The sequence below is a fragment of the Kitasatospora sp. NPDC008115 genome, assembly GCF_042957205.1.
Classification (GTDB): Bacteria; Actinomycetota; Actinomycetes; order Streptomycetales; family Streptomycetaceae; genus Kitasatospora.
In genome coordinates this window covers 25,652-43,648 of record NZ_JBIBHU010000037.1, presented here as the reverse complement: position 1 = coordinate 43,648, position 17,997 = coordinate 25,652, and the positions used below count along the sequence as shown (strand labels likewise).

The window sequence follows — 17,997 nt, the reverse complement described above, 5'->3', positions numbered from 1 at the left end:
GTCAGCCTCCCTGCTGGTCCGTGTAGAACTCCTTCTCGGCGGAACTGGTGAGCGGGCTGTCGGCGACGGCCTTGTAGATGCCGCCGTGTCGGGTGTCGGCGTTGACCACCAGGGCGGCGGCGGCCTCGGCGCCCTTGGCCGCGTGGCGTTCGGTCTGCTCGGCCGCCCTGGACAGCTCCCGGCACTGCATGGCCAGGTTGTCCAGCTCCCAGATCAGGTCGTCACCGCCCTTGACGGCCTTGGCCCGCTCGTGGAGCCTCTGCGCGGCGAGGGCGTGCTCGGTGGCCATGGCCACCGCCGTCTTGCTCTCCTCGGCGATCCTGGCCAGGTCGGAGCCCCGCTTGCGCATCGTGGTCACGAACCCCTTGAGGGTGCGGATCTCGGTGCGGCCCAGCTCGCGCTCCTCGCCATCGGCGGTGAAGCGGACCGTGCTGGGGGTGACCTCGTTGACGTGCGCGGGCGTGGCCCGGCTCGCGGTGCTCTGCTCGGGCATCGGGTCGTGCGACCTCCTCGGGGTGGCCGGAGCATCCGGCGCGGTGTGCGGGGTGGGCCGGACGGCGCCGGCCACGGCGTCGGCCGCGGCCTGGTCCGGCGGCGGGGCGGCCTGGGCCGGGACAGCGGTGCTGGTCACCGGCTCGCGGTCACCGGTCTCGGCGTCGACCCGGCCGGGCGGGCGGTCCGCGGCCGCGGGCTTCTTCACCTCGGCACCGCCGGGCCCGTCGCCGGGCTTGGTGGCCGCCTGGGTCTTGGCCTGAGCCGGGACGGCGGGCGGGGTGGTGGGCTTGGGCGGCACCACCGGCGCCGCCTTGCCCCCCTGCTCCGACCCCGTGACCGGCTTGGACGGGGCACCGCCCGGCTTCGCCGGCTTGGTCAGGTCGACACCCGACGCCCCACCGGGCTTGGACGCCGCCTCGGTCCTGGACTGAGCCGGCGCCGTGACCGGCTTGGTCAGGTCGACACCCGGCCCGTTGCCGGGCTTGGACGCCGCGCCGGCCTTGGACTGGACCGGCGCCGTGACCGGCTTGGCCGGGTTGACGCCGGGCCCGTCGCCGGGCTTGGTGGCCGCCTGGGTCTTGGCCTGGGCCGGGACGGCGGGCGGGGTGGTGGGCATGGGCGGCACCACCGGCGCCGCCTTACCGCCCTGCTCCGACCCCGTGACCGGCTTGGCCGCCTGGCCTTTCGTGGCCAGATCGGTGGTCGATCCGGTGGTGGGCGCCATTCCCGGCTTCGGCGGTTCCTTGGGCCGCTGGGCGTTGCGGATCTTGGCCTCGTTCATCTTCTTGCGCTCGGAGTCGTCGGAGGCCTGCTGGTCGGACCAGCCGTCCTTCACGCCGTCCCGGTAGGCCTGGACCTGGCCGAACGCACCTGCTGTACGCCGCCCGTCCCGGTAGCCGGCCTCCCGGGCGGGCTGCGTCCGCGGGCGCTCGGTGCGCTCCGGCTCGCCCACAGCCTTGGTGGGGGTGACGTTCGCGCCGGGCTCGGCCTGTTCCTTCTTCACCAGGTCGGCCTTGCCCTGCCCGCCCTCCCTCTCCTTCTCCTTCTTCTTTCCCTTCTCGGCTTGGGCCCCAGTCGGACCGGGCCCGTCCGGCTTGACGACGGGCGCGCCTACACCGGCCGGCCCCCCGTCCGTGCCGTCCGGCTTCGGGCCCTTGGTGCGCCTGGCTCCCGGCTCGTCCGAGGCACGGTTCTTCGCGGAGCCCGAACCGGACTTCGCCTCGTCCCTCCCTTCCCGGCCCAGCCCCTTTCCGCTCTTCGAGCCACCCGAGCCGGATCCCGAGCTTCCCGCCCTCCCGGAGCCGGCCGAACCGCCGGAGACCTTCGACGCCTTGGAGTCGGAGCTCTTGGCGGACTTGGTGTCCGCGCTGGTGCGGTCGTCCTTGGCCGTCTTGGACGAGTTGTCCGCCTTGGCCGCCTTGGTATCGGACGTGGTGTCGGAGGTCTTGGCGTCCTTGGCAGCCGACGTCTTGGCGTCGCATGTATCGGCGCGCTTGGCGTCCGACGAAGTCTTCGCGTCCGTGCTGGCGGCCTTCTTCGACTCGCTGCTGGTCTTGCCGTGCTGCGCCGACGTCTTGTTGCTCAGGTCGGCGACCTTGGCGTCCCGGCTGCTCTTGGCGTCCTGGTTCGAGCGACGCTGGGAGCTGTTCTCGCTCTTGGCGGTGCGGTCGGACTTGTTGGCGTTGGTGGTGTTGGTGGAGGTGCCGGAGACCCGGGTCTCCTTGACCTCGTGGCTGCGCTTGACGGTCGTGGCGGTGCCGGTGCGGCCCCACCGGCCGGCGAGCGCGCGCACCAGCGCGGACAGCGGGCCCTCCGCGCTCGCGGCATCGTCCTTGCCGCTCTTCTTGCCCTTGGTGTCCCCGCCCGCCGCGGTGCCCCCGGGGCCGGGCTCGGCGGCTTGGCCGAGGGTCGCGGTGGAGCCGATCGGGACCGGGCGGGCCGGGGCGATCGGGGTAAGCATCTGGGCGACGGAGCCGGGCGCAGCCGGGTTCGGGGGCCCCGGGGCGGGACTGACCGCAGCTGCGGGGGCCGGCCCGTTGCCCGCCTGCGGGGCCTCGGCGGTGGGCTGCGCGGGGGGCTGGGAGGGGAGGTGGACGGTGGGGGGTGTGGTCGGAACGGGCGGTGCGGGAGGCGTCGCCATCACCAAGGATCCTCACTGTAGGTGACCTCCCTCCCCCCTCCCTCCCGGCCCCGGAAAGAACTCCCCGGGCCTTTGACCGGCCAGCGGGAGTTCCGGGGGGACGTTCTCGGAAGGGAGGGAGGGGGGAGGGAGGTCACGGATTGTCACTATCGGAAGAGGCGCTTCTTCGCCCAGCCGTAGCCGGTGACGGCCACGACGGCGCCCAGGACGACCAGGCCGGCCAGTGGCACGGGGCCGTCCTGCTCGCCCTCGGCGGCGGCGGAGGCGGTGTTGACCATGCCGGGCGAGACCTCCATCGGGAAGGCCTTCCCGCAGTCGGCGATCGCGTTGTACGCGCCGCCGGCCTTCGCCACGCAGGCCTGGACCGCCTCCCGGCGGGCCCGCTGCGCGTCGCTCTCCACGGCGCCGGTCTTCGCCATCTCGGCCGCCAGCGAGGCGTCCTGCTTCTGCCGCTCCAGGTCGACGCGGGAGGCGTCCAGGGCGATCTGCGCCCGCCGCACCTCCGCGTCGGCCGAAACGGAGGCGTAGTGCGACCAGGCGAACATCCCGGACGCAACCAGCACCACCGCCCCGCCGGCCAGGCCGGCCTTCGCGCGGGGGGACAGCCGGGCGCCCGGGGCGTAGGCGCCATGCAGCGGCGGCGTCTTCCAGGACGGTACGGACGTGATGTCGTAGGCGGGGTCGTTGTAGACCGACTGCTCGGTCATGGTGGAGCTCCTTCTCTGAGCTGGGGAAACGTGATGTGGCGTAGCGGCCCGGCTGGTCGGCGGGGCCGCTACGGTGGTGCTCGGCGCTTCGGCGCCTTCGGCGGCCACCAGGGCGATTGGTGCGTCCTGGTGGCCACCGGAGAGGCCGTGCTCCCGTGGTGCTGTCGGCCGGTCAGGCGGCGAGCGCGTCGGGCCCGTCCTGGGCGGCGCGCTGCGCACGGCGGTCGGTGACGATCTCCCGGGCGCGGTCACGGCGGTCCTGGCGGGTGCCGCCGGTGACGCCGAGCGCCCGCTCGATGTAGCTGAGCGTCACGACCTTCTCGCCGAACTGCTCGATGAGGTCTGCGACGATCAGGGCCTGGCGCTCGGCCGGGCTACGGGTCGCGTTCTCGTGGGCGACGGCCGCCTTCTCCAGGGCTACGGCCATCTCCTGCTCGAGCCGCGCGGCAGCCGCCTCGGCCTCGGCGGCGAGGCGCTTCTCCTCGGCCGCGCGACGCTCTGCCTCGGCCTCGGTCACGGCCGCCTTGGCCCGGGTTACGGACGCGGCCTCCAGGTCTACGGCCGCCTGCCGTTCCGCCTCCGCCTTCTTACGGGCGGCCTCGGCGGCGGCCCGCTCGGCCTCCGCCTTGACCTGCGCGAGGCGGGCCTGCTCGGCGTCGGCCTCGGCCTGGTGGCGCGCCTGCTCAGCCTCGGCCTCGGCCTGCCGGCGGCCCGTCTCCAGCTCGGCCAGACGGGCCTCCTCGGCCGCCTGCCGCTCCAGCCGCTCCCGCTCGATCTGCGCCTTGAGCTGCGCTTCCTCGGCGCGGGCGCGGATCTCGGCCGCCTCCGCCTCCGCCTGGGCGGTGGCCCGCGCGGCCTCGGCCTCGGCCTCGGCGCGCAGCCGCTCGGCCTCCGCGTCGGCCTTCGCCTTCTGCACCCGTAGGGCCAGCTCGTGCTGTCGTACCACCGCGTCGGCGGCCGTACGGGCCTCCTGCTCGGCCCGGGTCCGCTCGGCCTCGGCGAGCAGGCGCTCGGCCTCCGCCCGCGCCTTGGCGGCGTCGATCGCGGCCTGCCGCTCGACCGCGGCGAGGGCTTCCGTAGCCTCCTCCTCAGCCATCCGTAGGGCCAGCGCCCGGTTCCGTACCTCCGCCTCGTGGAGCCGTACAGCGTCGGCCTCGGCCCGCTTCGCGGGCTGGCCGAGGGCCTCCTCGACCGTGAGGCCGAACTTGGCGAGCGTGACGGGCAGCAGGTCCTGCCGTGAGGCCTTCCGCCGCCACCGCTTGCCGTGACGCTGGGTGAGCAGCTCGCGGTAGACCTCGCGCGACCTGGCGAGCTCCAGCGCCTCGGTGTAGCTCGTGATCTCCCACAGCTTCATCTGCCGGGCGATCTGCGCGGTGGCGATCGGGGACAGCAGCCACCGGGACGGGCGGACGCCCTCCATACGCCGGCGGCCGCGCAGGCGGCCGATGTGCCCGGCGTACAGGTGCGCGGCGATCTCCGAGAACACCACCCACAGGGCGGCGAGGCCAGCGTGCCCGGCGGCCGCGGTGCCGGAAGCACCGGCCTGCCAGTTCAGCCAGATCGTCAGCCCGGTGAGCGCCCTCGGCACCCACTTCACCCAGGCCGCCTCCCGCTCCCAGCGGATCAGCAGCAGATTGACGATGCCGAACGCCAGGATCGCCAGGTCAACCGCGACCGGCAGCATCCACGGCTCGTCCCAGCCCCAGCCGCCGCGCTCGACCGGCAGCGCGGCCTTCGCCTCCACCGCCTTGTAGGAGGCGACCAGGCCGATCGTCGACACACCGACCGCCAGCGCCGCCCCGACACCCGCCAGCACCTTCTCCCACCGCGCCAGCACAATCCGCTGCTCCACCGGCGTCGACTTGTCGTCGCGCTGCCCCTCGACATACACGCTGTCGGTCACCTGACCTCCTCCTTCGTCTTCGTGGTGTCGCCGCTCCGGGCCGGGATCGCCCGGCAGCCGGCGGCGTGGTCGTTGGCCCGGCGGCGCATGTCGTCCCGCGTGCTGTAGTGGCCGCTGTCGTCGCCGCACGCCAGGCACCGCCAGGCGTAGCTGCGGTCCTCGACGGTCACCACGACCAGGCCCCCGCCGACGGCGAGGAACCGCAGCACCGTGTGCTCCGGCAGCTCCGGCTCGGCCGACTTCCTGGCGAGGGCCTGCTCCAGGTCGGCGCGCAGCCGGACGATGGTGCGCTCGCGGGCGGCGAGCTGCGCCGCCGCGTCCTTCACCATGACGTCGCACACACTCTTGGTCCGGGCCTCGTCGGCCATCGCCTCGGCGGCGGTCTGCTCGGCGCGGGCGAGGGCGTCGCGGGTGGTGGCGAGGTCGGAGAGCGCGGCGAGCAGCTGCTCGTCGGGGTCGCGCTGCTGGTCCATGAGGTCCGCGAGCTGGTCGGTGGCGGTGGCGAGGTCGGCCTCGGCCTGCTCGACGCGGCCGCGCCAGGCGGCGATCTGGCCGGTGGTCGTGACGGTGAGCATCAGAGCCTCCTGGGAAGAGGGGAGAAAGCGCCGTCGTGGACGGCTCCGCGGGGTACGGAGCCGTCCACGACGGCGCGCGATGGGGTGGGGGCGGTCAGAGCCGGTCGAGCCGGATGCTGCTGACCGACCGGCCGTCGACGACGGTGGTGGTGCCGTGCTCGACGTAGCTGCCGCCGGCCCCGTGGAACTCCACGCCGCCGGTGCGCAGGTCGTTGTACTGCGTGCCGTTGCCGGTGTTGATCGGGCCGGTCGCGGTGCCGATCTGCACGACACCCCCGTTCACCGACGAGCCGGTGACGGTGTTGTGGGTCTCCTGCTGGGCCATGGCGTTCCTCCTCATGAGGGCCGGGACGGTCCCGGCCGCAGCGCGGTGCTCCTGGTCGTCAGGCACCGACGAACACCGCTGTCCTGTCCCCGACTGAGCCGGGGACAGGACAGCGGCGAACGACAGCAACGGGCGACGGTCAGGCTGCGGCGGCGAGGCGCCAGAACGCCTCGACGAGCTGCGGGTGGGCGGCCTCGTCCAGCACATGCCGCTGCTCCAGGAGCGCGCCGCCGGTGACCGGCCGCTCCAGAACCGGGGCGGCCCAGGCCGCGACGTCGCGCGCGTCGAGCCCGTCCATGTACGCCAGGTACTCGGCGTGGTCGGCCCCCTCGTAGGCGGCGTTCATCTGCTCCAGCCCGGCCTGCCAGGCGGCGTACTCCTCGGTCGTCCTCACGGGCGGTTCCCCTCTCGTCTGGTGGCTGCTACTTCTTGCCGGCCTTCTCGGCCTGTGCCTTCGCGTGCATCTCGCGGGCCCGGCGCAGCAGTTCGTCCATCTGCCGCTGGGTCCAGGCCTGGTCCTCGGGGCTGCTCACTTGCTGCCCTTCTTCGAGGTGATCGGGGGGTTCTGCGGGGCGGGGGTGCCGGGGGTTCCGCCGCCGCCGTAGGAGCGGCAGAGCGTGGGGTCGGTGCGGGTCACTTGTTGCCTCCCTGCTGCTGGCGGAGCCTGTCGGTCTCCTGGCGGGCGCGCTCGGCGGCCGCGGCGGCCTCGTTGGCGGCGGCGATGCGGCGGGCGACCTCGGCGTCGCCCAGGTGCTGGCTGCTCATCGGGGTCAGCCGGCCAGGGGGAGGGAGCGGAGGGTGGCGACGGCCGCGGAGACGGTGACCGGCAGCGGCCGCACGGCGCCGGTGGAGGCGGGCCCGGTGTCGGCGAGGTCGTCCAGGTCGATGACGACCTCGCGGACCGCCTCGCTCGCGACCGTCGCCCGGGTGCGGACCCGGCGGACCTTGTCGCGCAGCAGGACCAGCAGGCCCTCCAGGCCGCGGTTCTCGTCGGGGTAGAGGCCGGCGGCGACGTCGTCCCACACGGCGTCGGCCAGGTCCTCGTCGAGGTCGGCGGCGGCCGGGCTGATGTCGGCGAGCTGCTCGGCGGCGGCCACGAGCAGGCGGCCGGCGTACCGGCCGTACAGCTCGTCCAGGTCGGCGGCGGCGGTGGTCTCCGGGATGTCGTCGGAGAGTGCCATCATGGTGTTCACGGTCGTGTTCCTCTCGTCCTGAGCGGGGTGGGTGGTGCGACCGACTCGGCCCCGGGGGTGCAGCCCCGGGGCCTCTTGCGTTCTGGCTGCACGAGCAGCCACGGCCGCAGCCCACCCGCGATCTGCGGGTGGGCTGCGGCCGTGGTGGTTCGTGCGGTGATGGGGAGTCAGGCGGCGCGCTTGCGCAGCGGGCTGGCCGCACGGATCGCGGCCTCGGTGCGGGTCTCGGCCAGCGCGCGGGACTGCTCGCGGGTGTCACGGTCCTCGATCTGGAGGTCGGGGCCGTAGAGACGGCGGCGGCTGTCCGCGTGCAGGGCGTAGGAGGTGCTCCGGCGGATCATGTCGGTGGTCTCGGCCGCGGGGTACCGCTCGGCCCACAGGCCCTGACGGCGCCGAAGCTGCTCATCGGCCTGGATGCGGTCCTCGTCCCACTGTTCCCGCTCGGCGCGGACCCGGTCGGCGACGGCTCGCTCGGTCCGGGCCTGCTCCTCCTGGCGCACCAGCTCAAGGTAGGTAGCTCCCAGGCGAAGGCCGTCAGTGCAGCGCCGCTTGGGGTCGGTGCAGGCGGCGCAGCGGCTGCGGTGCCCGACGTAGGCGGCGTGGGCGGTGTCGGCGGTCGGCGCGGCCGAGGTGAGCTGATGGATCGCCGGGGGCAGCGGCGCCTTCACCTTGCGGAGCACGGTGGTCGGCCGGCGGGCGGCGACCTCGGCGAGGCCGTCCTCGATCCGCGTGACCCAGCGGGCGACGGTGAGGTCCATCTCGATGCGCTGGCCGCTGCCGGGGCACCGGGTGTCCCGCCGGACCTGGCGGCCATCAGCGCCGATCAGGTCGCGGCCGAGGTCGGTAAAGCGGTGCGCGGGGATCATCGAACGGGTCAGCTTGCGCCAGGTGCCGCAGTCGGTGCAGACGATGGTGACGGGCTCGCCGGGGTTGAGCGTGATGTGGGTGGCGCGGATCTTCGAGGCCTTCAAGGGAGGCCGGCCGTTGTGACGCATGGGGTTCTCCCTCGTCTCGGGGCGGGTGCCGTTGCGTTCTCCGACCGCCACGGCCGGAGCCGTGGGGGGCGGGCAGCGCAACCGCTGCGGAGAGCTGTCCGTAGCCCGGCGGCGGGGACCTCGTGGATCGTCACCCGTATGTGCCGTGAGCGGCTCGGCGCAGGTCGAGCTATGAAGTTGTGGGTGGTGACAGCAATGCCCTAACTCCTTACGAAGCGTTATAGCTATCGCTATTGCCAAGTAGAGCGGACTGGCGACATGATGTCAATACCGATAGCTATATGTCGCGACTGATGTTGTGTCGCACCGTCTGCGCCTGATAGAGCTATCGCTAGACTTGGTCCGTCCAGCCTTAGAAAGGGGTGACCGCCGTGGCCGCCTCGTATCGCGAGATCGCCGCTGACCTGCGCCAGAAGATCGCCGAGGGGCACTACCGGCCCGGCGACAAACTCCCGATGCTGACGGAGCTCCAGGAGCAGTACGGCGCCGGCTACCAAACCGTCCGCAGTGCTATCGCTCTGCTGGAGCAAGAGGGCCTGGTGGTTGCGATCCGACGCCGCGGCACGATCGTCCGCGAGCGCCCCGAGAAGATGCGCGTCACCCGGTCCCGCGAAGTCTTCCGGGACGAGATCGGCTACTACTTCGATCCCACCGCCCAGCCGTGGAAGGCTCTCCAGGCCCCGACGATCAGCTGGGGCGTGGTCCCGATTGACCTGGCTGGACTCATGGGCCTGGAGCCGGGAGCCGAAGTCCTGGTGCGGGACCGGGTGATGGGAGATCCCGAGACGGGAACCCCCATGCAGTTGGCAACCAGCTACCTGCCGGCCGACTTGGCCCGGGACACTCAACTGGCTGAGGCCAACACCGGGCCGGGTGGCATCTACGACAGGTTGGAAGAGATGGGCCACGGTCCGCTCGCGTGGCGCGAGACCGTCTCCGCGCGAATGCCGTCGCCCGAGGAAGCCGAAGCACTGGGCTTGCCGACCGATGTCGGCGTCCCGCTGCTGCGCGTACTGCGGGTCACCACCTCGCCAACCGGACAGGTCGTCGAAGTCAACGACACCCGCATGAGCAGCGAACTCTTCGAAATTGGCTACTCGATCAGCCGACACCCGAGCGCCCGCCCTGCCGGTAGCGACAATGCCGAGGACGGCCACTGATGCTCACCTCCAATTCGCCCGAATCCCCTGGCCGCTTGCGAGGTACATCACAGCGGCTGGAGACCTGACGAGGAATCACAGCTGCGTCATCAGCTCCATCAACGACGTCGTACACACGTATTCACATCTGCGTACACATGGGTTCTGGCTGGTCAGCCCTAGGCTGCCGGGCATGGTGACACTGGAGGGTGGGGGCATGGCCAAGGGACGTACCGGGTGGCGGCCTGACCTGCTGCGTGCGCAGCGGGAAGCGCACGGGCTGACGTTGGAGCGAGCGGGGGAGCGGCTACGTCAGGTCGCTGAGGAGGCGAGGCTCCGGGGTATCCCGGCGGCCAACCCGCAGACGCTGTGGCAGCACGAGCAGGGTGAGGTCTACCCCGGTCCGCACTACCGGCGGGCATACTGCCTGCTGTACCGGGCGACCGACCCCGAGCTCGGATTCCGCGCTGCGCTGCCGGGCGAGGAAACGACCTTCCGCCTGACGCCGGCGAGCGACGAGCACAACGGCGGGCACGTGCTCGCTGTCGAGCGGGCGATCCACCGGATCGCGGCTGGCAGCGACGAAGCCGACCACCTGGGCGTGCAGCAGCGGATCCTGGACGCCTGGAAGCGCCGGCACACCGGTGGCGACCCGCACCGCCCGGTCGTGGTCCTGGTGGGTGGCTACGCTGGCTCCGGGAAGACCGAGTTCGCCAAGTTCCTCACCCAGTTGACCGGCTGGCCGCTGCTGGACAAGGACCCGCTGACCAGGCCTCTGGTGGAGCGCCTGCTGGTCTCGTTGGGGGGCGACCCGCACGACCGGCACACCGACCTGTACCGCGAGCAGGTGCGCGACCTGGAGTACGACTGCCTGATGCAGGCCGCCTGGGCGAACATCGGCTGCCGGATTTCCACCGTGCTCACCGCGCCGTTCATCGCCGAGATGACCAACGTGGGCTGGATGCAACGGCTCACGAACCGGTGCGCGTCGCTCGGCGTCGACGTCGCGCCAATCTGGGTCCAGTGCGACCCGGAGTCGATGCGCGAGTACGTCGCGTTCCGCTCGGCTGCCCGGGACGCCTGGAAGCTGGGGCGGTGGGACGAGTACCTGCAGACGATCGATGTCGACCTGCGGCCGGCCGTGCCGCACCTGGTCGTCGATAACCGGCTCGGCGCCGCGATCTCCCTCGCCGACCAGGCCCGGCAAGCCATCCGGGAGGTGTACGCATGAGCACGGCAGCCTCGCGCGGCGTGATCCTGTACGGGCCGCCGGCGTCCGGGAAGGACACCGTCACCCGGGCCCTGAGCGACATCGACCCGGCCTTCTCGCTGTTCTCGCGGGTGAAGATCGGACCGGGCCGGTCGGCCGGGTACCGGATGGGTACGCCGGAGCAGCTCGAGGAGCTGCGGGCGTCGGGAGCCGTCGTGTACGAGAACTCGCGGTACGAGAGCACGTACGTGACGGATCGTCCCGGCCTGGACGAGGCTTTCGCGCACGGCGTGCCGGTGATGCACCTGGGGCAGGTCGACGGGGTGCGGGCAGTGCTCGACCGCTACCCTGCCCAATGGCTGACCGTCCTGCTGCGGTGTCCGCGGGAGATCACCGAGGCGCGATCGATCGGCCGGGGCGACACGGACACTACGGCGCGGCTGGCCGCGTGGGACGCGACCCGGGCCGACCTCGACGACAACCCCGACTTCCGCTTCGACCTGACCATCCGCACCGACAAGGTCGGGCCCGAGGCCGCCGCCGAGCAGATCCGCCAGGCGCTCACCGCCACGCGCGGCAACGGCGACCTGGTGCTGGTCGACTTCGACGACACGCTGATCGACCGGCTCGCCGCAGTGACAGCCTGGGTGGCCGGGTACTGCACGGAACACGATCTGGGGCCGGCGGTCGAGCAGCGGATGCTCGAGGCCATGCAGATCCGGGCGGACCTCGACGTGATCGAGGCTCTGTGCGCCGAGCTCGGTCTCCCGGACTCGCCGAGCGAGCTCTGGTCGCGGTACGAGCCGGAGCTCGCCGCCCTGGTGACGCCGTTCCCGGGCGTGATCGAGGCCCTAACCGCCGTACGGAAGGCTGGCCACCAAGTTGTCGTCGTCACCAACGGCGGCGCGAAGATCCAGCACGCCAAGCTGAAGGCCTCCGGCATCGCCGACGCAGTCGACGCCGTCTGCATCTCCGGAGCCATCGGCATCCGGAAACCGGCGCGCGGGATCTTCGAGGCCGCGGCCGCCAACGTCGGCCGAAACCTCTCCCGGGGCGGGTGGATGATCGGCGACAACGCTGACCTCGACGTCGCCGGCGGCCGAGCCGCCGGGCTGCGCACCATCTGGATCTCGCACGGCCGCAACTGGCCGGGCGGCGCGCAGCCGGACCACATCACGTCGACCGCGGTCGAAGCTATCGCGCACATTGCGGGTGGTGTGCGATGACGGCGGCTCAGCCTGTCCTCGCTGTGCTGCATCCGGGCAGCATGGGCGCGGCCGTCGCGGCCTGCGCGGCGTCGACCGGGACCCGGGTGCTGTGGTGCCCGGCCGGGCGCAGCGAGGCGACCGTTCGGCGCGCGGCGGAGGCCGGGCTGGAGCCGGCGGCCGATCTGGGCGGGCTGCTGGAGCGGGCCGAGGTCGTGCTGAGCCTGTGCCCGCCGGCCGCCGCCGAGGACGTCGCCCGTGAGGTCGCCGAGTTCGGGTTCACCGGGGTGTACGTCGAGGGCAACGCGATCAGCCCGGACCGGGTGTGCCGGATCGGCGACCTGGTGGGTCGCAGCGCGCGGGCGGTACTCGACGGCTCCGTGATCGGCTCCCCGCCGGCCGGCGGCAAGCGCACGCGGTTGTTCCTCTCCGGGCCGTCCGACGCCACCGCACTGCTGACCGCGATGTTCGGCGGGACCGCAGTGTCAACGGCGGTCCTGGGCGGAGAGATCGGGCAGGCCTCCGCGCTGAAGGTCTCCTACAGCGCATACCAGAAAGCGTCCCGGGTGCTTGCCGCGCTCTCCTACGGCCTGGCTCAACACCACGGCGTCGACCAGGCGCTGCTGGACGTAGCCAGCAAGCGGAGCGGCAGCTATCTGGTCGAGACCGACTACATCGCCAAGACGGCGTCCCGGGCGTGGCGGTGGGCACCGGAGCTGGAAGAGGCCGCCGACACCCTGCGGGCGGCTGGCCTGCCGGACGAGACCCTGCGCGCAGTGGCGGGCACGCTGCGGCGGTGGGCGGATGCCAAGGACGACGGCGCGCTCTCGGTGGAAGGTTCGCTGGAGATGCTGCGGTCATCCGGCCCGTACGGGAAGGGGAAGTCGGTGCGACCACCGACCTGACGATCAGTAGGGCGAGGACACGCCCCGAAAGCGCTCGGACTGCGCCCGTGCGGGGCTAGGCTCGCCTGGTGCCCCCGGGCACCTCACACAACTCCAGAAACGCGAAAGCGACCCTGCATCCGCCAAGATTTGGGCCGCTATCGCTTCCGAATACTGCGTCGTCACGACGGTACCAGGCATACCCGTCCCCGGGCGAGAGACACCCGTCTCCTCGCCCAAGTTGACTACTCCCTGCTGGTACCCCGTGACGGCGCTCCACTCGAGAGGTAGCGCCCCCCTTGCCCCGCCCCATCACACAGCAACAGCGCCACGGCCATGTCACTCCGGCCCGCCGCATCCCGCCCACCGCCAAGGCCGCGCTGCTCGTCCGTTGCCAGCCTGTCCAGGCCGGGCTGGCCCTGCTGCCCGCCACCGGATCGGGGGTGGCAAGGTGAACAGGCTGCATGACGACGACACCATGCGGGTCATCCCGGGCAACGAGCCGGTCACCGAGGTCACCGTGCACATGCACATGGTCTACGGCGCAGGCCTGCCCGACCCGCTGGACACGGTGGTCCTGCTGCACCTGATGTTCATGGTGGCCGGAGGCACCAAGCCCACTCAGGCCGCCATCCTCGCCGCGCTGCGAGCGGAGGGCGTCAAGAACACCAACGGCAAGGGCGAGGGGTTGGTCGGCCGCGCCGCGGTGCAGCAGTCCTTCCGCAACCTGACCAAGGCCGGCTTCCTGCGCCGGATCGGCCAGATCAACGAGGCGAAAGGCCAGTTCGGTGCGGCTGGGTATGAGCTGTACCGGCGGCCCGCGTACAACCCGGACTGGATGCCGTCGGAGCCGCTCAGCGCTGACAGCGCTCCGGCATCATCGCAGGTCACACCGCAGGTGGTGACAGCGCCCACGGCTACGGGCAGGACGGAACGAAAGGACATTTCCACAGGTCAGACCGTGGGTCCTGTCACCGCCCACGGTGACACCGTGGGCGGTGACAGGACCCACGGTGGAGGATGCATTTCCGCAGGTCAGACCGTGGGCGCTGACAACGCCGACGGAAGCGTTTCCCCCCCACACCCCCCGGAGGTAGGAACTACCCCCCCTAACCCCCGTGCCACAACGATCCCGTCCGTCTCGGCTGACGCCGGGACGGGGAAGGGGAGGGGGACTCGCTCCGCGAGGAACAACAACCCCGCCCCCATGCCGGAGGAGCTCCAGACGATCGTCCAGTTCCTGATGGAGCTGCCCGCGCCGTTCGCGTGCGGGCTGCGGGACGCGAAGAAGTTCGCGCCCCGGCTGCTGGCGGCGATGCCACTTCTGGGCTACACCGAGCCGGACGACGTCCTGGTCTACGACCTGACCCACCGCACGGCCGGCGGGCTCAAGGACCCGTCCTCCGCCATCGGGGCCCGGATCGACAAGCTGCGCGCACGGCACGTCGTGCTGCGCGACCGGAACGCTCCGAGCGTGGCCCGTCCCCGGACCGCGCCGGACAACGTCGACCAGGCGCAGCACTGCGGCATCTCGGACTGCGACCCGATCTCCCGGATGATCCAGGGCCGGGACGAAGCCGGCTTCCTGCGGCTCCAGCCGTGCCCGCAGTGCAACCCGTCGGCCGCTCGTCCGGCCGCCGACTGACCCTTCAGCAACGAAGCGGGCGGCTGGACCCGGCATGGTCCAGCCGCCCTGCGGAACCTGCCTCATCACTCACTGACCAGGAGTTCCACCCTTGAGCATCGCAGACACCGACTTCGCCGACGACTACGGCCCGGGGTCCGAGGACGACCCGCTGCCGGTTCCGATGGCCCGCCAGGCGCTGGAGCGGGAACAGCCGAACGATCACCACGCCGAGCAGGCCGTGCTGGGCGCGATGATGCTGTCCGTTGCAGCGATCAGCGAGGTCATCGCCACCCTGAACGGGCCCGGCGACTTCTACCGCGGAGCGCACGAGACGATCTACCGGGCGATCCTCGACCTGCACGACCGCTCCGGCGGCAACACCCCACCCGACCCGATCCGGGTGGCCGGGGAGCTGACCACCCGCGGCGAGCTCCAGAGGGTCGGCGGCGCCGGCTACCTTCACACCTGCGTCAACGCGGTACCGACGGCCGCGAACGCCGGGCACTACGCCGGGACGGTTCGCGACTTCGCGGCCTGGCGCGCGCTGGTCAAGACCGGCACCCGGCTCGCCTCGCAGGGCTATGCCGCTGTGGGCGAGGCGCCCGTGGCGGTCCAGGCCGCCATGGCCGAACTCCAGCAGTTGGTGGCCGGCACCGCCGACGTTGCGCCGCGGCTGACGGTTGCCGAGCGGTGGGAAGACTTCATCGACGACCAGGAGCGGGGCCTGGACCCGCGTGCGCTGGACACGCCGTGGCCGGACATCAACGACGTCGTGCAACTGCTGCCGGGCAACCTGATGACGGTCGGCGCCGCGACCGCCGGCGGCAAGAGCCTGTTCGGCATGAACCTCGCCGCGCACGTCGCGCTGCACCGCAACAAGCCCGTCCTGGTCGCCAGCATGGAGATGAGCGGCAAGGAACTGATGGCCCGCCTGACCTCCGCCGAGTCGGGCGTGTATCTGGAGCGCCTGGTCAAGCACAAGCTGGACGACAACGACTGGGCGAAGATCGCCAAAGTCAGCGACGTCATGCGCAACGCCCACAACTTCTACCTGGACGACTCCGCCAGCCAGACCCTGTCCAAGCTGCGGGCGAAGCTGCGCTGGATGGCCTCCCGTGGCCACATGCCCGCGATGCTGGTCTGCGACTACCTCCAGCTAATGACCCCGGAAAACACCAAGGCCAACGCCAACCGCGCGCAGGAGGTCGGGGAGATCAGCCGCGGCCTCAAGATGATCGCGGGCGAGTTCGAGATCCCGGTCGTCGCGCTCGCCCAGTTCAACCGCAACGCGGCCAACCGGGACCGCCCCAAGGTCTCCGACTTCAAGGACGCCAGCGCCATCGAGCAGGACAGCAACATCATCGTCCTATTGCACCGCGAGCTCGCCGAAGACGGCACCGACACCGGACCGGCCGCCGGCACGGTCGAAGCGATCATCAGCAAGAACCGGTCCGGCCCCTCCGGCCGGGTCGTCCCACTCGCCTTCCAGGGCCACATGGCCCGGCTGGCCTCCATGGCCCGCGACTGAGACACCACGAGAGCGGCCCTGAACGGCCTTCAGGGCGTTCGGCAGCCCCGCCCGCACCCGCGGAGTCGAGCAGGGCCGTGATCGCCCTGCGGAAGACAGCTGTAGCGGGGCTCGCCGGTGTTCGAATGTCGATTACCGGTGCGTGACGATCTGACCGTCGTCTGCGGTCGGGGACCGATGTCGCTACGGTGGTCCTCCTCACTGGGGCACAAGGGGAGTGCGAATGGGTAAGCGTCAGCGTCGGCGGACCCGCGAACAGGGACGTGACAAGGCCGTCGAGAGCAAGCGGATCCTGTACCCCAGCGCGACGAATCCGCTGGTCGAGATCCACATCACGCCGGAGGTCCCGGAGGAACTGCGCGAGATCTGCGCGTCGTACTGGGAGTTCGCGGAGCCCGGAGTATGGGCCCGCCCCGTCTCAGCGATCGGCTCGGGCGCCTCCAAGATCGCGAAGGAGAACTCGTTCGCTTCGCTCCTCACGGTGACGTGCCCCGGCTGCCAGTCCCCTCTGACCGTCACGACCCGGTCGGAGATGGCCGCGGTTGGAGTCTGGGGCCACGGCCTGTTCCCGACGACGCCGACCACGGGGAAGTACCACTGCCTGGACTGCGTCAACGCATCCAAGGAAGCCCAGGCCCGCGAAGCCGAGCACGCCCGCGCCGTCGAGAAGGAACGCGCCGAGCGGCGTGTGAAGAACGCGTCACAGTGGCTGACGGGGGAGGCAGAGGTCGACGCGGCCAGCGACAGCCCGTCGGCGAGGGCTGCGCTCGTACTGCTGGCGGCCATCGGCATCATGCAGTCCGCCGAGAGGGAGTCCGTGGGCCCCATGAATACGGCGAAGTACACCTTCACCGGCACCGGGGACGGCGATGTGGAGGCCCTGAAGGAACTGCACAACAAGCGGTGGATGGTGCCGACCTTCCCCGCGACGGTGGGCGACTTCGGCTTCGACGACAAAGACAGTGTGACCGGTGTGTACGTGACCCAGGTCCCGTGGCGGTTGCCGGCCTGGCTCGGCATCGGCGGCGACGCCCAGACAATCGCCCGGGACACGGTGGAATTCATCCTGGAGGAGGAGATCGGGCTCGCCGAGCTGCAGGACCAGGTCCTCGATCTGGAGGCCGATCTCGTTGTCCGATACCTCGCTGGACTCCTCGCTCACAAGTACAACGAAGCCCCCATCCCCGACGACCGACTGCCCGAGGCCTTCCAGACCGCCCGGGACGCGCTCGACGCCGGCTTCACCGTCGGGCAGATGGTCGCCGTCGCATGGAGCGCAGTATCCCGCTCTGCGGCGTGGGGTGCCCGAACTCCATGGGTCAAGCCGGGCATGGTCTCCTCCGCCGCCGTCACCAACCTGGCCAAGGGCGTCGGCTACGCGAAGGACCGACCAGTCGTTGAGTACGAGCTGCCCAACTGGATGGCCACGCCGGCCATCCTGCCGATCGGTCGGCACATCCTGCGCCGGATCGAGAAGGCCGAAGCCGACTACTCTGCCCTACGCAGCCTCCAGCAGCGCATCAAGGAACGCCCACCGGTCGAGTTCTACGACGAACTCGAGGACGCCTTCCCGAAGGGCGACTCCGCGCCCGTTGACGAAGGCCCAACCGACGTTCTCGACTTCATCGCGCAACGGGAACCGGCCGACGATCACAGCCCTCTTCTGACCTGCGCCCTGGTGTCCGCCGAAGGCGAGATCGAGATCACCACCCTCACCGTGAACCGGATGAAGGAAATCGCGGGCGCTCCGTCCGGCGTCGATCGGATCTTCGTAGACGGCACGCCCACCATCAACGCCTACTGCACCGACCTTGCCGAGAACGGAGTCCACGGCTTCAACGACATCGCCGGCGAGATGCTCCGGCTGATCGGCGGCGACCCCATGCCCCCACGGGGGACGATCGCCTTCTTCCAGGTCCGCCAGGGCTCCCATCAACCGCTGAGCTTGGACACCGAGCACCAAGAACTGCTCTCCGTTGCCCATCGGGTCGCCACCCGTCACGTCAACGATGAATTCATCAGCCGGGAGGGTCGTTGATGCACAGCTAAGAACGACAGGCTGCCCTGATGC

The 17,997-nt window shown here is 71.4% G+C and carries 16 protein-coding genes; 7 read left to right on the top strand and 9 right to left on the bottom strand.

Annotated elements, in window-relative coordinates:
- Position 1 precedes the first annotated feature (1 nt).
- The 9 genes from ACFZBX_RS33470 to ACFZBX_RS33430 form a co-directional block, all read right to left on the bottom strand.
- Positions 2-2,455: a hypothetical protein gene (locus ACFZBX_RS33470; protein WP_391537561.1), complete on the bottom strand. Its 2,454-nt coding sequence runs from the start codon at positions 2,453-2,455 to the stop codon at positions 2-4.
- Between the two features lie 326 nt (positions 2,456-2,781).
- Entirely contained in the window at positions 2,782-3,342 is a 561-nt protein-coding gene (locus ACFZBX_RS33465) for a hypothetical protein (RefSeq protein WP_391537560.1), read from the bottom strand.
- A gap of 172 nt (positions 3,343-3,514) precedes the next feature.
- Positions 3,515-5,245, bottom strand: a complete 1,731-nt coding sequence (locus ACFZBX_RS33460; RefSeq protein WP_391537559.1) for a DUF2637 domain-containing protein — start codon at positions 5,243-5,245, stop codon at positions 3,515-3,517.
- The gene (locus ACFZBX_RS33455; protein WP_391537558.1) at positions 5,242-5,820 is read right to left on the bottom strand and encodes a hypothetical protein; all 579 of its coding nucleotides are present in this window, start codon (positions 5,818-5,820) and stop codon (positions 5,242-5,244) included. Before ACFZBX_RS33455 ends, ACFZBX_RS33460 begins: the two co-directional genes overlap by 4 nt.
- 94 nt (positions 5,821-5,914) lie before the next feature.
- Entirely contained in the window at positions 5,915-6,145 is a 231-nt protein-coding gene (locus ACFZBX_RS33450; protein WP_391537557.1) for a hypothetical protein, read from the bottom strand.
- A gap of 139 nt (positions 6,146-6,284) precedes the next feature.
- Positions 6,285-6,539, bottom strand: a complete 255-nt coding sequence (locus tag ACFZBX_RS33445) for a hypothetical protein (protein ID WP_391537556.1) — start codon at positions 6,537-6,539, stop codon at positions 6,285-6,287.
- A gap of 239 nt (positions 6,540-6,778) precedes the next feature.
- Positions 6,779-6,910 (bottom strand): hypothetical protein, encoded by a 132-nt coding sequence (locus ACFZBX_RS33440; RefSeq protein ID WP_391537555.1) that lies wholly within the window; start codon positions 6,908-6,910, stop codon positions 6,779-6,781.
- Between the two features lie 5 nt (positions 6,911-6,915).
- Entirely contained in the window at positions 6,916-7,338 is a 423-nt protein-coding gene (locus ACFZBX_RS33435; RefSeq protein ID WP_391537554.1) for a hypothetical protein, read from the bottom strand.
- A 167-nt stretch (positions 7,339-7,505) separates the two neighbouring features.
- Positions 7,506-8,333, bottom strand: coding sequence for a hypothetical protein (locus ACFZBX_RS33430; RefSeq protein WP_391537553.1), 828 nt, complete (start codon positions 8,331-8,333; stop codon positions 7,506-7,508).
- A 362-nt stretch (positions 8,334-8,695) separates the two neighbouring features.
- On the opposite strand from ACFZBX_RS33430, the gene ACFZBX_RS33425 reads away from it, so the two are divergent.
- From ACFZBX_RS33425 to ACFZBX_RS33395, 7 genes are all read left to right on the top strand, one after another.
- Positions 8,696-9,493 carry a GntR family transcriptional regulator gene (locus tag ACFZBX_RS33425; RefSeq protein ID WP_391537552.1) on the top strand — a complete coding sequence of 266 codons (798 nt, stop codon included), beginning with the start codon at positions 8,696-8,698 and terminating at the stop codon, positions 9,491-9,493.
- 196 nt (positions 9,494-9,689) lie between these two features.
- Positions 9,690-10,703 carry an AAA family ATPase gene (locus tag ACFZBX_RS33420; protein WP_391537598.1) on the top strand — a complete coding sequence of 338 codons (1,014 nt, stop codon included), beginning with the start codon at positions 9,690-9,692 and terminating at the stop codon, positions 10,701-10,703.
- Positions 10,700-11,908, top strand: a complete 1,209-nt coding sequence (locus ACFZBX_RS33415; RefSeq protein ID WP_391537551.1) for an HAD-IA family hydrolase — start codon at positions 10,700-10,702, stop codon at positions 11,906-11,908. Before ACFZBX_RS33420 ends, ACFZBX_RS33415 begins: the two co-directional genes overlap by 4 nt.
- A 41-nt stretch (positions 11,909-11,949) precedes the next feature.
- On the top strand, positions 11,950-12,792 hold the full coding sequence (locus tag ACFZBX_RS33410) for a DUF1932 domain-containing protein (RefSeq protein ID WP_391537550.1): 843 nt from the start codon (positions 11,950-11,952) through the stop codon (positions 12,790-12,792).
- 430 nt (positions 12,793-13,222) lie between these two features.
- Complete coding sequence (locus ACFZBX_RS33405) at positions 13,223-14,416, top strand: hypothetical protein (protein ID WP_391537549.1); 1,194 nt, start codon at positions 13,223-13,225, stop codon at positions 14,414-14,416.
- Between the two features lie 91 nt (positions 14,417-14,507).
- Entirely contained in the window at positions 14,508-15,926 is a 1,419-nt protein-coding gene (locus tag ACFZBX_RS33400) for a replicative DNA helicase (RefSeq protein WP_391537548.1), read from the top strand.
- A 223-nt stretch (positions 15,927-16,149) separates the two neighbouring features.
- A complete protein-coding gene (locus ACFZBX_RS33395) occupies positions 16,150-17,964 on the top strand; it encodes a hypothetical protein (RefSeq protein WP_391537547.1) in 1,815 nt (604 codons plus the stop codon).
- Positions 17,965-17,997 lie beyond the last annotated feature (33 nt).

What these genes read in the sequence shown, in the direction of transcription:
- ACFZBX_RS33470 (WP_391537561.1), bottom strand. Translation starts at nt 2,455, where the DNA reads ATGCTTACCCCGATCGCCCCGGCCCGCCCGGTCCCGATCGGCTCCACC.
- ACFZBX_RS33465 (WP_391537560.1), bottom strand. Translation starts at nt 3,342, where the DNA reads ATGACCGAGCAGTCGGTCTACAACGACCCCGCCTACGACATCACGTCC.
- ACFZBX_RS33455 (WP_391537558.1), bottom strand. Translation starts at nt 5,820, where the DNA reads ATGCTCACCGTCACGACCACCGGCCAGATCGCCGCCTGGCGCGGCCGC.
- ACFZBX_RS33450 (WP_391537557.1), bottom strand. Translation starts at nt 6,145, where the DNA reads ATGGCCCAGCAGGAGACCCACAACACCGTCACCGGCTCGTCGGTGAAC.
- ACFZBX_RS33440 (WP_391537555.1), bottom strand. Translation starts at nt 6,910, where the DNA reads ATGAGCAGCCAGCACCTGGGCGACGCCGAGGTCGCCCGCCGCATCGCC.
- ACFZBX_RS33430 (WP_391537553.1), bottom strand. Translation starts at nt 8,333, where the DNA reads ATGCGTCACAACGGCCGGCCTCCCTTGAAGGCCTCGAAGATCCGCGCC.
- ACFZBX_RS33420 (WP_391537598.1), top strand. Translation starts at nt 9,690, where the DNA reads ATGGCCAAGGGACGTACCGGGTGGCGGCCTGACCTGCTGCGTGCGCAG.
- ACFZBX_RS33415 (WP_391537551.1), top strand. Translation starts at nt 10,700, where the DNA reads ATGAGCACGGCAGCCTCGCGCGGCGTGATCCTGTACGGGCCGCCGGCG.
- ACFZBX_RS33410 (WP_391537550.1), top strand. Translation starts at nt 11,950, where the DNA reads ATGGGCGCGGCCGTCGCGGCCTGCGCGGCGTCGACCGGGACCCGGGTG.
- ACFZBX_RS33395 (WP_391537547.1), top strand. Translation starts at nt 16,150, where the DNA reads ATGGGTAAGCGTCAGCGTCGGCGGACCCGCGAACAGGGACGTGACAAG.